The sequence below is a fragment of the Klebsiella quasivariicola genome (assembly GCF_002269255.1).
Classification (GTDB): Bacteria; Pseudomonadota; Gammaproteobacteria; order Enterobacterales; family Enterobacteriaceae; genus Klebsiella; species Klebsiella quasivariicola.
In genome coordinates, this window is sequence record NZ_CP022823.1 from 3,462,587 (window position 1) to 3,476,300 (window position 13,714).

A 13,714-nucleotide genomic window follows, 5' to 3' on the forward strand; every position below is an offset into this window, starting at 1 on the left:
ACGGACAATATCTCTAAGCTCCATACATGTTAAAAGCTCTGAGATTGATTCGCTTGCATAACTCAATCCCTGTGGGGGATTGGCTTGTATGAAGCCTATCCGGGATTGTGACTTGCTTTGATTTAACAGCAGGTTTTCACTTTGCATGGAGGATGCATGGAAAACTTCAAAGTACGTCTTAAAAATCACATTGAACATGTTAAAAATGTTAGAGAACACTGCACAACGGAAGAGACAACCAAGCAGGCTTTGATACTTCCTTTTTTGGACATCCTAGGCTTTAACGCATATGATCCGCAAAAAGTCAAAGCTGAATATGGTGCGGACTTCCCTGGTGTGAAAGTGGGTGAGCGTGTAGATTATGCTCTATTCTGCCAAGGTGTTCCCGTTATGTTTATTGAGGCCAAAGGTTGTAAAGAAAAAATGGACAACCATTGTCCTCAATTATCTAGGTATTTTAATTCTACTCCTGAGGTGACAATATCAGCAATTACTAATGGAATTGAATGGCGCTTTTTTACGGATCTCAATGAAAAAAATATAATGGATTCAACGCCATTTTTACGAATCATGATGGATGACATTAAAGATTCTGATGCTGAGCAATTATTTAGATTCCGCCATGACAAATTCAAACCAGAGGCCCTAAGAACCCTTGCAGAAGAGAGTGTTTATATTTCTGCATTTGTTAAAGTCGTGAGTACAAGCCTTCGGGAAGTAGATCATGAATTTGTTAGATATGTTGCAGGACGAGCAAATATTGGTCGTCAATTAAATCAAAGATTTATAGAAACAATAACTCCATTGGTGAGGCAGGCCGTAGAGAGGTCAGTAAGTGAAATGGTTGTTTCTGGTCTTTCATCAAGAACATCTATTCCTGAATTAGAATCCCCTGCTGATGTAACTGAAAATAATGTAATTGATGAGCGCGCAGATATTGTCGATGCAGAGAACCCCAACATAGTAACAACCTATAATGAAAGAATTTTATTTGAAAAAATCTGTTCTATTATAGGCCCTGCATACGAACTTCAAGCCAAAGATACAGAGTCCTATTACTCTATTCTTTTCCAAGGAAAAACAAACCGCTGGCTGGTTCGCTATTATGACAAGAAGAATCGCTCAAACATACAGTTACCAATTGATATCAATGAAATAACCGGTAATGAAATTAAAAGAGCCGGACTTGAACATGATAACAATCGTATTTTCATTGAACATCCCGAGGATGTATTAAGGATTTCAGGTTTAATCCTTGATTCTTTACAATATGTACAGAATGATGAGAATTTCAGAAAGCGTCGTCCATAATCATAAAAACACTAGCTTTATTTCACACAAATCCCGCTTATGCGGGATTTTTTTTGACCGCCGACCAACATTAGGCTAAGCCTATTGACATGACATTAGGCATAACCTAACATCAAGTGAGTCTGATGGACTATGTCATCTTGGCGGCACCAGTTTCCCCATTGTTTCTGGTTCGCCCTTTTACAAAAGACATCAGAGCACCACCGAGTGACGTGCCCTAACACAATCCGCCCGAGCGGATTTGCGGCCGCAGGTGCTCTTCTGTGTTGTGTGGAGAACTAACGTACCGCCATTGCAGTGGCGGTCCCCCATCAGCAAGAAATTTTAACCAGCTATTCACCCATTCTCATGGGTTGGGTTGCTGCACCCTAAATTTACGCGTTGCAGCGCGTCAGATGGAGAACAAAAGATGGCTAAGACAGCAAATCAACTTATTAAACAGGCGTACGAAATAGCCAAAACTATGCCACCAGCACAGGCAGCAATCATCAAGGAACTGGCTACCGTCCTCGATGTTTCGAATGTAGCTCTGCGCCAGACGCGCACCGAACGTGACGCCCTTCTCGCAGAGGTCAAATCATGGGCGAAAGAGTGTGATCGTCTGACCGAGCGACACACCAAGAAGCGCACAAATCTGCATGTCCTCGAAGCAATGCGCGACTTGAAAGCAATTTGCCCCACCAGATTCCGTAACGTGGAGGCTCTCTGATGGCTAAAGACTCAAAGCTTGTATACGGCGCCAGTGGCAAAACGAACGTATTAGCGTTTGAACCTGAAAAACTGCACCTGGTTACCGACAAAACGCACCCGCTTTACGATGAGCGTATCCACCTGCCTATCAGCGAAGCAATGGTACTGAACATCATGGACCAGGGCGTTCTTGAGCCGATTATCGTCTGGAAAGACCCGGAGACTGGGCTGTCTTGTGTAGTCGATGGTCGCCAGCGTGTGCGCCATACACTGGAAGCCAACAAGCGACTGTTGAAAGAGGGTAAAGAACCGTTACTGGTTCCAGCAGTCGCTAAACGTGGCTCCGCCGTTCGCATGGCGCAGGCGATGGTAAGTGCTAACGAAATCCGCCAGGCAGATACGCCACTGGGCCGAGCAAAGAAAATGGCTGATGCGCTGGAGCGCGGGCACGATGAGGATGATTTAGCGCTGATGTTTGGCGTGAGTGTCCAGACCGTACGCGCAACTCTGTCACTGCTGGATGCCACCCAAGCTGTTCGCGATGCAGTGGAGTCCGGAACGGTCACTGTTACCCAGGCGCGTCAGTTGGCATCGCTTAAACCCGAAGAGCAACGGGAGAAGGTCTCTAAAATCGAAGCGGCAACTGCTGGCACAACCGGTCATGAAAAAGCCCGGCGTCAGCGTCAGATCCTCGGTGATGCAAAGCCACGCCTGAAAACCCGCAAAGAAATCACAAAAGCCCTGGAATCAGCCGAGGGTGAGTATGCAAGCGCACTTCGTTGGGTGCTTGGGGAGGAATCATTATGAGCAAAATAGGCGATCATTTCTTTGAATTTCCGGCGTCGCGTGGAACTCAGGGGGATTCAATTGTCCTGATGCTGACAGTACCTGCACGGACACTAACGCGAGTCCTCGCCAGCGATAACTACGGGGACACCCTTGATCGATCTCAGCGAGAACTGAACCCCGCCAGGGCGAAAAAGTTTTATCAGTATCTCCTTGAAGCATACGAGAACAAGGAGCCGTTCATTATTCCGCCACTTGTGGGTAACTGCGACTCGTATGTTGAATTCGAAGAGTTCGGAAACACTAATGTCGGGGTGGCCCGTTTCCCGATGGATGCCGAGATTAAATTGTTTGATGGTCAGCATCGTGCAGCCGGTATTGCGGAGTATTGCCGCACCATTGATGAACCTATCCATGTTCCGATGATGCTTACTCTGCAGTTGCCACTGAAGACGCGGCAGCAGTTTTTCTCGGACATTAACAACAATGTTTCGAAGCCATCTGCGGCTATCAACATGGCCTATAACGGGCGCGATAAGAACGCGCAGGAGATGGTCAGCTTTATCAGTTCACACGACGTCTTTTCTGAAGTCACCGATTTTGAGCATAACGTCGTTCCTGCGAAAAGTGATAAGTGGGTCAGCTTCAAAGCCCTTAGTGATGCTACAGCAAAATTTTCAGGTTCCTGCTCACAGGATGATCTTGAAGGGTTATGGAATGCGTGGCTTATGCTGACAGGTTTAGATGATATTCGCCGCGGTACGAATCAGGTCGAATATAAACGCGAGTATATCCAGTTCCATGCCGTGATGATTAATGCCTTTGGTTACGCAGTTCAGCGGCTAAGCGAAGGCCGGGGAGTTCGCGGGGTCACGCTGATGATTGAGGATCTGGTTATGAATACCGGCATTGCCGAGCGTGAAGACTTTTTCCTTATTTCATCATGGGACGGGATTTGTGCCAGCTGTGAGAAAGCCAGGCCAACGGTCATTGCGAATGTATCTGCTCAAAAGGCGGCTGCAGCACGTCTGATGGATGCCATCGTGAATAAAAACTTGTCTGTTAGCCGCGGTAAGGAGGCCAGCCATGACTGATATCACCGAACTGGCGCAACTGCGTGGCCGTACTGTCGACTATCCGTATTACCTGGTTGAGTGCGACTGTGGAAAAATTTATCCCAGCAGTGAATTGAGTGGTGGCGAACCTATGGGCGACTCTGGTGATTATTCAGATTGCTATTGTCCGCACTGTGGTGAAGGCGAAGAGCATTTTGCGGAATGCGCAGACCCAGAAACTGCGTGGAAAGCGCAGCAAGACAAGATTGATGCGCTGGTAGAGGCGCTGGAGAAGGCGCAGGGGATGGAAACCTACTGGAAAGCTCAATGCCGTGGGATAACGGACCACTGCGAGGAGTTGCAGGCGCGCATCGCCGAGCTGGAGTCCCGCACCGTCAGTGTGAAGTTGCTTACTCCTGAAGTCCGTAATGCACTGAAAGCCGAAGGGCTTGCTGATGTGCTGAAAGACGCTGCCGAATACGCGCCTCTTACAGTTGGGCAGTGGGAAACACTCACAAAAAACTGGTATCAAACATTCATTGGGCTATCCGGTTCCGCCGCTGGCATCAAGGTGGAGGCTGAGTAGATGGCTATAGAAAACCCGAGTTCATGCCCGCACTGCGGCGGTGAGAATGGATTCCACACGAAAGAGGTTGTGGATTTCAAGCAGTTTTATGCTTGGGATGGTTCATTCCTTGAGGGGCAGCACACCAGCGGCATTCGCGGCGGGAAAGCTTTCTACTGCTGCGACTGCGGTCGGAATATAACATCGCGCATCAATAAGCCAGGAGCGGACCAATGAACAGCAAATTAACCAGAGAGCGCCTGCAGGAAATCGCTGAAGATGGATTCCTGAAGCATGGTGAAAGCAAAGAGCTGGCCCGCATGGCGCTGGCCGCAATGGACGGCGAGCCGGTGGCGTGGACATGGCACTATCGTGAGCAATGGCATGTTACAAACGATGAACGTCGCGCAGAATTTGTCGCAAAAGATGGTGATGTGGCTGTACTGCCGCTCTATCGCCACGCGCAGCCAGCGCCGGTAGTGCCGGAGAATTGCGTAACAGCAGAACACCGTCGCGTTATTGAAATGCTCCTAAACGTTTGCGGGGCCGCATTCGAACTCGCTGATGATAGTTGTCAGCAAGATGTTGACGGGGGGGATTGCCATGTTGTTCCAGACGACTCATTTCAGAAGCTAAGCGATGCGCTGGACGAAATCGAAAACACTCTCCCGACCGAGGATATCGACAGGCCTAGCGTATTTCTTGCCTGGTCGGCAATGCCGAGGGCGGCACTGAAATCTATTCTCCAGGCTGGCAACCCTCCGGTAATTCCAGATGGTTACGTGATGGTACCGATGAGGTTAACTGCTGAGAACGGTGCAAAGGGGGCGCTATCCGGTGAGTTTTCAGAAACCAAGTTCGTAAACTGTCCGGAATGCTTTGGTGATGATGAGTGCGAAACCTGCGACGGCAGCGGGAGAATTGAAATCACAGTACCTGTCACCTGGACAACCATCAAAGAAATCTGGGCTAAAGGCGTTGAGCATTTTTCAGCCACACCAAGGGAGGTGAAAGGTGAATAAGGTCGAACTGCTTGAGAAGATATCGGCGCTCGCTACTGAATGCCACACGCTGGCCTGTGAGCTTGATGTTGGTGATGAGCGAACCGAAATGTTCGAAATCTACAGCGTGCTACACAACCTCGGTCGCCGCGGGTACGCCTGCCAGGTAGGGCGGCGAATGAATCCATTGCTCGCATCCTGCGATGACGACGATGATGAGGATGATGACTGATGCCAAGTAAATTAAAGCGCCGGCGATGGAGGCGTATGCGGGATGATTTAGCCTGGTATAAGTATGAAGCAAAGGTCCTTCATTGCCGTCTTATGGAATTAGCCGATGAAGTTGCAAACCTTCGCAAACAGATTCTCCCAGAATCTAAAACGGTGATTGCCAAACTGAAGATGTACGAAACAGATAAGGATGATCGAGACCACCAGCTATGCAGAAGATGTAATGACGGGATTCGTGGTGGTTGCTCGTCATGTGCTTATAACGTTCGATAACCGGGTGCAGCCGGTATGTGGAGAAGAAATGTCACGTATGGTCTCTTTACTCGAATGGGCGAAAGATGAATTCGGCAGTGAAGCCCCTAGCGAGCGAGTATTAAAAAAATACGCTAAAGGTCAGATGATAGCGCCACCACCGATGAGAGTCGGACGGCGCTGGATGGTTGACAAAGAAGCTCGTTTTATAGGTGTAGTTGCTGAACCGCAACTTCCAATAAATGTTAACCCAAAACTGAGACGGATAATTAGCGATGGCAGCTAGACCGCGTACCCATAAAATCACTATTCCAAACCTATATTGCAAACTTGATAAACGTACCGGAAAGGTTTACTGGCAATACAAACACCCGATATCTGGTCGTTTTCACAGCCTCGGCACGGACGAAGCTGAAGCAAAGCAGGTGGCAAGTGAAGCAAATACTATTATTGCAGAGCAGCGAACCAGGCAGATCCTTGGTATTAACGAGCGCCTAGCTCGCATGAAAGGAAACCGCACGGATATTACAGTTTCTTCATGGCTCGACAAATATGAATTGGTGCAGGAGGAAAGATTGAAACACAACGAGCTGCGCCCAAACTCTTTTCGACAGAAAGCTAAACCAATCCGTCTTTTTCGGGAACATTGTGGAATGCAATATCTAAAAGATATTACAGCACTTGATATTTCCGAAATAACAGATGCTGTTAAGGCAGAGGGTCATAACAGGATGGCTCAAGTTGTACGCATGGTACTAATAGATGTTTTTAAGGAGGCTCAACATGCTGGTCACGTTCCGCCAGGATACAACCCTGCCCAAGCAACGAAACAGCCACGAAACAAGATAAGCAGACAAAGGCTATCTCTGGAGGAATGGAAGGCTATTTATACATCCGCCGAACAACAACAACCTTATTTACAATGTGGAATGTTGCTTGCCATTGTAACAGGGCAACGCCTAGGAGATATTTGCAATATGAAGTTTTCGGATGTATGGGATGATATGCTGCATATTGAGCAGGAGAAAACAGGAACTCGATTAGCCATTCCCCTTTCTCTCAGAAATGAAGCGTTAAATATTACTCTGAGTGATGTTATTTCAAAATGTAGAGATGCTGTGGTGAGTAAATACCTTGTTCATTTTCGCCATAGCACCTCACAGGCTAGTCGTGGTGACCAAGTGTCAGCCAAGACACTTACTTCAACGTTCAAGAAAGCACGGGATAAAAGCGGTCTAACCTGGGAAGAGGGAACAGCTCCGACTTTCCATGAACAGAGATCACTTTCCGAGCGCTTGTATCGTGAGCAAGGGATAGACACCCAGAAACTATTGGGCCACAAAACAATGAAAATGACTGACAGATACAATGATGACCGCGGTAAAGAGTGGATCATTGTTGGTAAAAAAGCAGTATGATCTTCAATCAGTTTTGGGGAAGAATTTTGGGGAAGTTTTGGGGAAGCCTCCGCACACTCCAAAAAAACGGGAGCCCATCGGCTCCCGCTTTTACTTAATCCACCAACGGGATTACATGTTCGCGATAATCGCGTCGCCAAACTCTGAACATTTCAGCAGCTTAGCGCCTTCCATCAGACGTTCGAAGTCATAGGTCACGGTCTTGGCGGCGATAGCGCCTTCCATGCCTTTGACAATCAGGTCTGCGGCTTCGAACCACTGCATGTGGCGCAGCATCATCTCTGCGGACAGGATGATGGAGCCCGGGTTCACTTTGTCCTGACCGGCATACTTCGGCGCAGTACCGTGAGTCGCTTCGAACAGCGCGCATTCGTCACCAATGTTGGCACCCGGGGCGATACCGATACCGCCAACCTGTGCCGCCAGGGCGTCAGAGATGTAGTCGCCGTTCAGGTTCATACAGGCGATAACGTCGTATTCCGCCGGACGCAGCAGGATCTGCTGCAGGAACGCATCGGCGATCACGTCTTTTACCACGATCTCTTTGCCGGTGTTCGGGTTCTTGATTTTCACCCACGGGCCGCCGTCGATCAGCTCGCCGCCAAACTCTTCGCGAGCCAGCTGGTAGCCCCAGTCTTTGAACGCGCCTTCGGTGAACTTCATGATGTTGCCTTTGTGCACCAGGGTGACGGAATCACGATCGTTGGTGATCGCATATTCAATCGCGGCGCGCACCAGGCGTTTGGTGCCTTCTTCAGAGCACGGCTTGATGCCGATGCCGCAATGTTCCGGGAAGCGAATTTTCTTCACGCCCATCTCATCGCGCAGGAATTTGATCACTTTGTCTGCTTCCGCAGAGTCGGCTTTCCACTCGATACCGGCATAGATATCTTCTGAGTTTTCACGGAAGATAACCATATCGGTCAGTTCAGGGTGCTTAACCGGGCTCGGGGTGCCCTGGTAGTAACGTACCGGACGCAGGCAGACGTAAAGATCCAGCTCCTGACGCAGCGCTACGTTCAGAGAACGAATGCCGCCGCCGACTGGAGTGGTCAGAGGACCTTTGATAGCAACGCGGTAGTCACGAATCAGATCGAGGGTTTCAGCTGGCAGCCAGACGTCCTGGCCATAGACGTGGGTCGATTTCTCACCGGTATAAACTTCCATCCAGGAAATTTTACGCTCGCCCTTATAGGCTTTCTCAACGGCGGCATCAACCACTTTCAGCATCGCTGGGGTAACGTCAACGCCGATACCATCACCTTCAATGAACGGGATAATCGGATTATGCGGGACGTTCAGTTTGCCGTTTTGCAGGGTGATTTTTTGACCTTCCGCCGGAACTACTACTTTGCTTTCCATTAACCTCTCCTTCGAGCGCTTCTGGTTCTGCTCTTCCCTCTTCACGCGAGCCTGGTGTTGGCTGAGTCGGCCAGCTTCGGCGTACCGGGTCTTCCCGCTAACCGGAGCTATCGCGTCCGTGTCGCCTTCCTGCCTGTAGTGCGAATCGGTTTGAGCAATTTTTTGTTAATAATTTGTAATGAGCATGTCAATACTACCTGAATGTTTGCGTCCATGAAAGGCATTCGTAATTAGGCTATAATGCGGCAATTGATAGAGCCTGAAAATACCATGCAGAAAACTTCATTTAGAAAACATCGCGTTGAGCGATTCAGCACACAACAAGTCACCAGACAACGTAAAGAACGCCAGCCAAAAACTGTGATCTTGTTCAATAAACCCTATGATGTGTTGCCGCAATTTACCGACGAAGCCGGACGCAGCACGCTGAAAGATTTTATTCCCGTGGCGGGCGTTTATGCCGCCGGTCGGCTTGACCGCGACAGCGAAGGCCTGCTGGTGCTGACCAACGACGGCGCGCTGCAGGCGAAGCTGACCCAGCCGGGTAAACGCACCGGCAAGATTTACTACGTCCAGGTGGAGGGGGAACCCACGCCCGAGGCGCTGGCCGCGCTACGCGATGGCGTCACCCTCAACGATGGCCCCACCCTGCCCGCCGGCGTCGAACTTGTCGACGAGCCCGGGTGGTTGTGGCCGCGCAACCCGCCTATTCGCGAGCGCAAATCGATCCCCACCCGCTGGCTGAAAATCACCCTCTATGAGGGACGTAACCGCCAGGTGCGGCGGATGACCGCCCACGTCGGCTTTCCCACCCTGCGCCTGATCCGCTACGCCATGGGCGGCTATACGCTGGACGGGCTGGTCAACGGCGAATGGCGCAAAGCCGAATAACTAACAAGGAAAAGCGATGTTTAAACCTCATGTCACCGTTGCCTGCGTGGTTCACGCCGAGGATAAATTTCTCATTGTCGAAGAGACCATTAACGGCAAGGCGCTGTGGAACCAGCCGGCGGGCCATCTGGAAGCCAATGAGACGCTGCTGCAGGCCGCCGAACGCGAACTGTGGGAAGAGACCGGCATTCGCGCCACGCCGCAGCACTTCATCCGCATGCACCAGTGGCTCGCTCCCGATAACACCCCGTTTCTGCGCTTCCTGTTCGCCATCGAACTTAGCGATCTGTGCGCCACCGAACCGCACGACAGCGATATCGATCGCTGCCTGTGGCTCAGTGCTGAGGAAATTCTTAACGCGCCGAACCTGCGCTCGCCGCTGGTTGCCGAAAGCATTCGCTGCTATCTGCAGGACCCGCGCCAGCCGCTGTCGCTGATTGGCGCATTTAACTGGCCGTTCACAGGGGGTGAATGAACGGTGAGCGCGTGCTAGAATACGCCGCCTCGAAGTTCAATGTAGCGAGTATTTCCATGTCAGAAAGCCAGAAAAAAGTGATCGTCGGCATGTCCGGCGGCGTCGACTCCTCGGTCTCCGCGTACCTGTTGCTGCAGCAAGGGTATAAGGTGGAAGGCCTGTTCATGAAGAACTGGGAGGAAGACGACGGCGAGGAATACTGCACCGCCGCCGCCGACCTTGCCGATGCGCAAGCGGTCTGCGATAAGCTGGGCATTGAACTGCACACCGTTAACTTTGCCGCCGAATATTGGGATAACGTCTTTGAGCTCTTCCTGGAAGAGTACAAAGCTGGCCGCACGCCGAACCCGGATATTCTGTGCAATAAAGAGATCAAGTTTAAAGCCTTCCTCGAGTTTGCCGCCGAAGACCTCGGCGCCGACTACATCGCCACCGGGCACTATGTGCGCCGCGCCGATGTCGACGGCAAAAGCCAGCTGCTGCGCGGCCTCGACGGTAACAAAGATCAGAGCTACTTCCTCTATACCCTTAGCCACGAGCAGATTGCCCAGAGCCTGTTCCCGGTGGGTGAGCTGGAAAAACCGCAGGTACGTAAGATCGCCGAAGAGCTGGATCTGATCACCGCGAAGAAAAAAGATTCCACCGGCATCTGCTTTATCGGCGAACGTAAATTCCGCGATTTCCTTGGCCGCTATCTGCCGGCGCAGCCGGGCAAAATTCTCACCGTCGACGGCGAGGAGATCGGTACCCATCAGGGGCTGATGTACCATACGCTGGGCCAGCGTAAAGGGCTGGGCATCGGCGGCACCAAAGAGGGTAGCGAAGATCCGTGGTACGTGGTCGATAAAGACGTTGAGAATAATATTCTTATCGTCGCCCAGGGCCATGACCACCCGCGCCTGATGTCCGTCGGCCTGATTGCCCAACAGCTGCACTGGGTTGACCGTGAACCGCTGCAGGGCACCCTGCGCTGCACGGTGAAAACCCGCTATCGCCAGACCGATATCCCCTGCACCGTCACCGCGCTGGATGAAGACCGTATCGAAGTTCGCTTTGATGAGCCGGTCGCGGCGGTCACCCCGGGCCAGTCCGCAGTGTTCTATCTGGGTGAAGTGTGCCTCGGCGGCGGAATTATTGAACAACGACTGCCTCTGCAGTCCTGAACGCGCGTTATTTCCGTCGGGACGAACCGCCCCGACGGCTGACAAGGAGTATGTGTGGCGAAGAATTACTATGACATCACGCTGGCGCTGGCTGGCGTTTGCCAAGCGGCACGACTGGTTCAGCAACTGGCGCATCAGGGACATTGCGACAGCGATGCCCTGCATGTGTCGCTGAACAGCATCATCGACCTCGATCCCGAGTCGACGCTGGCGGTGTTCGGTGGCAGTGAAGCCAATCTTCGCCTCGGCCTTGAAACGCTGCTCGGGGTGCTCAATACCAGCAGCCGTCAGGGCCTCAATGCAGAACTGACGCGCTATACCCTGAGCCTGATGGTGCTGGAGCGCAAGCTCGCTGCCAGTAAAGGGGCGATGGACACGCTCGGCAACCGCATCGCCGGCCTGCACCGTCAACTGGAACACTTTGACCTGCAGTCCGAAACGCTGCTCAGCGCCATGGCAGGCATCTATGTTGACGTGATAAGCCCGCTGGGGCCGCGTATTCAGGTGACCGGCTCGCCGGCCGTGCTGCAAAGCCCGCAGGTGCAGGCGAAAGTTCGCTCAGCGCTGCTGGCGGGTATTCGCGCCGCGGTGCTCTGGCATCAGGTGGGCGGCGGACGTCTGCAGCTTATGTTTTCCCGTAATCGTCTGGTTAACCAGGCAAAGCAAATTCTTGCTCATTTAACCCCGGAGTTGTGATCTATGGAATTATCCTCACTGACCGCCGTTTCCCCTGTAGACGGCCGCTACGGCGATAAAGTCAGCGCGCTGCGCGGTATCTTCAGCGAATTCGGTTTGCTGAAATTCCGCGTTCAGGTGGAAGTACGTTGGCTGCAAAAACTGGCCGCCCACGCAGCGATCAAGGAAGTTCCTGCTTTTGCTGCCGACGCAAACGGTTTCCTTGACAAAATCGTCGCCGATTTCAGCGTCGAAGACGCGGAGCGTATCAAAACCATCGAGCGCACCACCAACCACGACGTGAAAGCGGTCGAGTATTTCCTGAAAGAGAAAGTCGCTGACGTCGCCGAGCTGCACGCGGTATCAGAGTTTATTCACTTCGCCTGTACGTCTGAAGACATCAATAACCTCTCCCACGCGCTGATGCTGAAAACCGCCCGCGACGAAGTGGTTCTGCCTTACTGGCGCAAGCTGATTGACGCGGTAAAAGATCTGGCGACCCAGTACCGCGATGTGCCGCTACTCTCCCGTACCCACGGTCAGCCGGCAACGCCATCCACCATGGGTAAAGAGATGGCGAACGTCGCCTACCGTATGGAGCGCCAGTACCGTCAGCTGAACCAGGTGGAAATCCTCGGTAAAATCAACGGCGCGGTGGGTAACTACAACGCCCACATCGCGGCCTACCCGGAAGTCGACTGGCATCAGTTCAGCGAAGAGTTCGTCACCTCCCTGGGCATTCAGTGGAACCCGTACACCACCCAGATTGAACCGCACGACTACATCGCCGAACTGTTTGACTGCATCGCGCGCTTCAACACCATTCTGATCGACTTCGATCGCGATGTGTGGGGCTACATTGCGCTCAACCACTTCAAACAGAAGACCATCGCCGGAGAGATCGGCTCCTCCACCATGCCGCACAAGGTGAACCCGATTGACTTCGAAAACTCCGAAGGCAACCTCGGCCTGGCCAATGCGGTCATGCAGCACCTGGCCAGCAAACTGCCGGTTTCCCGCTGGCAGCGCGACCTGACCGACTCCACCGTCCTGCGTAACCTCGGCGTGGGCATCGGCTATGCGCTGATCGCCTATCAGTCCACCCTCAAAGGGATCAGCAAGCTGGAGCTGAACCAGGATCGCCTGCTGGACGAACTGGATCACAACTGGGAAGTACTGGCCGAGCCGATCCAGACCGTGATGCGCCGTTACGGTATCGAAAAACCGTACGAGAAGCTGAAAGAGCTGACCCGCGGCAAACGCGTTGACGCGGAAGGGATGAAGCAGTTTATTGACAGCCTCGCCCTGCCGGAAGACGAAAAAGTGCGCCTCAAAGCGATGACCCCGGCCAACTATATTGGTCGCGCAACCACCATGGTTGACGAACTGAAGTAATCGCCCTGCCCCTCTTTCCGCCGGAAAGAGGGGCGTTGTGTCGCCGGAAAGCCATCAGATCCAGACGTCGTTCACCGCCGTCCGCTCGCCGCCTTCGTGGCCGGTATTCAGCACGCCGCGCGGCTCAATCAGCATGAGCTTCGCTTCCGTCTCCGCCGAAGTCTTATGTTCCACACCTCGCGGCACGACGATCATCTCCCCGGCCTTCACCAGCACATGTCCGTCGCGGAAGTCCACGCGTAATACCCCCTCCACCACCATCAATGTCTCATCGGTTTCCGGGTGGCTGTGCCAGATAAAATCGCCGGCGATGCGCGCGATCTTGAACTGATAGTCGTTCATCTCAGCCACCACTTTGGGCTGCCATTGTTCGCTGAACAGGGAAAATTTGTGAGCAAGATTAACGCGTTGATACATGGGCTGTCTCCTTGTGATAAAGGCAGT

The 13,714-nt window shown here is 52.2% G+C and carries 16 protein-coding genes; 14 read left to right on the top strand and 2 right to left on the bottom strand.

Annotated elements, in window-relative coordinates:
* Window positions 1-156: 156 nt before the first annotated feature.
* The 9 genes from B8P98_RS17450 (at window position 157) to B8P98_RS17500 (ending at window position 7,309) form a co-directional block, all read left to right on the top strand.
* Window positions 157-1,311: a type I restriction endonuclease gene (locus B8P98_RS17450; RefSeq protein ID WP_004184742.1), complete on the top strand. Its 1,155-nt coding sequence runs from the start codon at window positions 157-159 to the stop codon at window positions 1,309-1,311.
* A gap of 409 nt (window positions 1,312-1,720) precedes the next feature.
* Window positions 1,721-2,020 carry a hypothetical protein gene (locus B8P98_RS17455; RefSeq protein WP_095033264.1) on the top strand — a complete coding sequence of 100 codons (300 nt, stop codon included), beginning with the start codon at window positions 1,721-1,723 and terminating at the stop codon, window positions 2,018-2,020.
* On the top strand, window positions 2,020-2,808 hold the full coding sequence (locus B8P98_RS17460) for a ParB/RepB/Spo0J family partition protein (protein ID WP_095033265.1): 789 nt from the start codon (window positions 2,020-2,022) through the stop codon (window positions 2,806-2,808). The genes B8P98_RS17455 and B8P98_RS17460 overlap by 1 nt, the downstream gene beginning before the upstream one ends.
* Entirely contained in the window at window positions 2,805-3,881 is a 1,077-nt protein-coding gene (locus tag B8P98_RS17465) for a DGQHR domain-containing protein (protein ID WP_095033266.1), read from the top strand. The genes B8P98_RS17460 and B8P98_RS17465 overlap by 4 nt, the downstream gene beginning before the upstream one ends.
* A complete protein-coding gene (locus B8P98_RS17470) occupies window positions 3,874-4,428 on the top strand; it encodes a hypothetical protein (protein ID WP_095033267.1) in 555 nt (184 codons plus the stop codon). Before B8P98_RS17465 ends, B8P98_RS17470 begins: the two co-directional genes overlap by 8 nt.
* Before the next feature lie 212 nt (window positions 4,429-4,640).
* The gene (locus B8P98_RS17480; RefSeq protein ID WP_095033268.1) at window positions 4,641-5,429 is read left to right on the top strand and encodes a hypothetical protein; all 789 of its coding nucleotides are present in this window, start codon (window positions 4,641-4,643) and stop codon (window positions 5,427-5,429) included.
* Entirely contained in the window at window positions 5,422-5,640 is a 219-nt protein-coding gene (locus tag B8P98_RS17485) for a hypothetical protein (RefSeq protein WP_095033269.1), read from the top strand. Before B8P98_RS17480 ends, B8P98_RS17485 begins: the two co-directional genes overlap by 8 nt.
* A gap of 300 nt (window positions 5,641-5,940) precedes the next feature.
* Window positions 5,941-6,177, top strand: a complete 237-nt coding sequence (locus B8P98_RS17495) for an excisionase (protein WP_000089156.1) — start codon at window positions 5,941-5,943, stop codon at window positions 6,175-6,177.
* Entirely contained in the window at window positions 6,167-7,309 is a 1,143-nt protein-coding gene (locus B8P98_RS17500; RefSeq protein ID WP_000741346.1) for a site-specific integrase, read from the top strand. Before B8P98_RS17495 ends, B8P98_RS17500 begins: the two co-directional genes overlap by 11 nt.
* 111 nt (window positions 7,310-7,420) lie before the next feature.
* Here the strand turns inward: B8P98_RS17500 and icd are convergent, their stop codons facing one another.
* Window positions 7,421-8,671, bottom strand: coding sequence for an NADP-dependent isocitrate dehydrogenase (gene icd / locus B8P98_RS17505; protein ID WP_004150800.1), 1,251 nt, complete (start codon window positions 8,669-8,671; stop codon window positions 7,421-7,423).
* Window positions 8,672-8,911: 240 nt separating this feature from the next.
* Between icd and rluE the strand changes: the two genes are divergently transcribed.
* The 5 genes from rluE to purB are packed head-to-tail and all read left to right on the top strand — an operon-like array spanning window position 8,912 to window position 13,270.
* On the top strand, window positions 8,912-9,562 hold the full coding sequence (gene rluE / locus B8P98_RS17510) for a 23S rRNA pseudouridine(2457) synthase RluE (RefSeq protein ID WP_080924350.1): 651 nt from the start codon (window positions 8,912-8,914) through the stop codon (window positions 9,560-9,562).
* A gap of 16 nt (window positions 9,563-9,578) precedes the next feature.
* A complete protein-coding gene (locus B8P98_RS17515; protein ID WP_064323396.1) occupies window positions 9,579-10,037 on the top strand; it encodes an NUDIX hydrolase in 459 nt (152 codons plus the stop codon).
* 56 nt (window positions 10,038-10,093) lie between these two features.
* Complete coding sequence (gene mnmA / locus B8P98_RS17520) at window positions 10,094-11,200, top strand: tRNA 2-thiouridine(34) synthase MnmA (protein WP_012542211.1); 1,107 nt, start codon at window positions 10,094-10,096, stop codon at window positions 11,198-11,200.
* Window positions 11,201-11,254: 54 nt separating this feature from the next.
* Window positions 11,255-11,896 (top strand): high frequency lysogenization protein HflD, encoded by a 642-nt coding sequence (hflD, locus tag B8P98_RS17525; protein ID WP_004140557.1) that lies wholly within the window; start codon window positions 11,255-11,257, stop codon window positions 11,894-11,896.
* Between the two features lie 3 nt (window positions 11,897-11,899).
* Window positions 11,900-13,270, top strand: a complete 1,371-nt coding sequence (gene purB / locus B8P98_RS17530) for an adenylosuccinate lyase (RefSeq protein WP_012968556.1) — start codon at window positions 11,900-11,902, stop codon at window positions 13,268-13,270.
* A gap of 54 nt (window positions 13,271-13,324) precedes the next feature.
* On the opposite strand, the gene B8P98_RS17535 is transcribed toward purB, so the two are convergent.
* On the bottom strand, window positions 13,325-13,687 hold the full coding sequence (locus B8P98_RS17535; RefSeq protein ID WP_080924349.1) for a cupin domain-containing protein: 363 nt from the start codon (window positions 13,685-13,687) through the stop codon (window positions 13,325-13,327).
* Window positions 13,688-13,714 lie beyond the last annotated feature (27 nt).

Excerpts from the sequence above, each read along its gene's own strand:
- rluE (WP_080924350.1), top strand. The coding sequence starts at position 8,912 with ATGCGGCAATTGATAGAGCCTGAAAATACCATGCAGAAAACTTCATTT.
- B8P98_RS17455 (WP_095033264.1), top strand. The coding sequence starts at position 1,721 with ATGGCTAAGACAGCAAATCAACTTATTAAACAGGCGTACGAAATAGCC.
- B8P98_RS17535 (WP_080924349.1), bottom strand. The coding sequence starts at position 13,687 with ATGTATCAACGCGTTAATCTTGCTCACAAATTTTCCCTGTTCAGCGAA.
- B8P98_RS17465 (WP_095033266.1), top strand. The coding sequence starts at position 2,805 with ATGAGCAAAATAGGCGATCATTTCTTTGAATTTCCGGCGTCGCGTGGA.
- mnmA (WP_012542211.1), top strand. The coding sequence starts at position 10,094 with ATGTCAGAAAGCCAGAAAAAAGTGATCGTCGGCATGTCCGGCGGCGTC.
- B8P98_RS17495 (WP_000089156.1), top strand. The coding sequence starts at position 5,941 with ATGTCACGTATGGTCTCTTTACTCGAATGGGCGAAAGATGAATTCGGC.
- B8P98_RS17470 (WP_095033267.1), top strand. The coding sequence starts at position 3,874 with ATGACTGATATCACCGAACTGGCGCAACTGCGTGGCCGTACTGTCGAC.
- B8P98_RS17460 (WP_095033265.1), top strand. The coding sequence starts at position 2,020 with ATGGCTAAAGACTCAAAGCTTGTATACGGCGCCAGTGGCAAAACGAAC.
- icd (WP_004150800.1), bottom strand. The coding sequence starts at position 8,671 with ATGGAAAGCAAAGTAGTAGTTCCGGCGGAAGGTCAAAAAATCACCCTG.
- B8P98_RS17450 (WP_004184742.1), top strand. The coding sequence starts at position 157 with ATGGAAAACTTCAAAGTACGTCTTAAAAATCACATTGAACATGTTAAA.
- B8P98_RS17480 (WP_095033268.1), top strand. The coding sequence starts at position 4,641 with ATGAACAGCAAATTAACCAGAGAGCGCCTGCAGGAAATCGCTGAAGAT.
- B8P98_RS17515 (WP_064323396.1), top strand. The coding sequence starts at position 9,579 with ATGTTTAAACCTCATGTCACCGTTGCCTGCGTGGTTCACGCCGAGGAT.
- B8P98_RS17500 (WP_000741346.1), top strand. The coding sequence starts at position 6,167 with ATGGCAGCTAGACCGCGTACCCATAAAATCACTATTCCAAACCTATAT.
- purB (WP_012968556.1), top strand. The coding sequence starts at position 11,900 with ATGGAATTATCCTCACTGACCGCCGTTTCCCCTGTAGACGGCCGCTAC.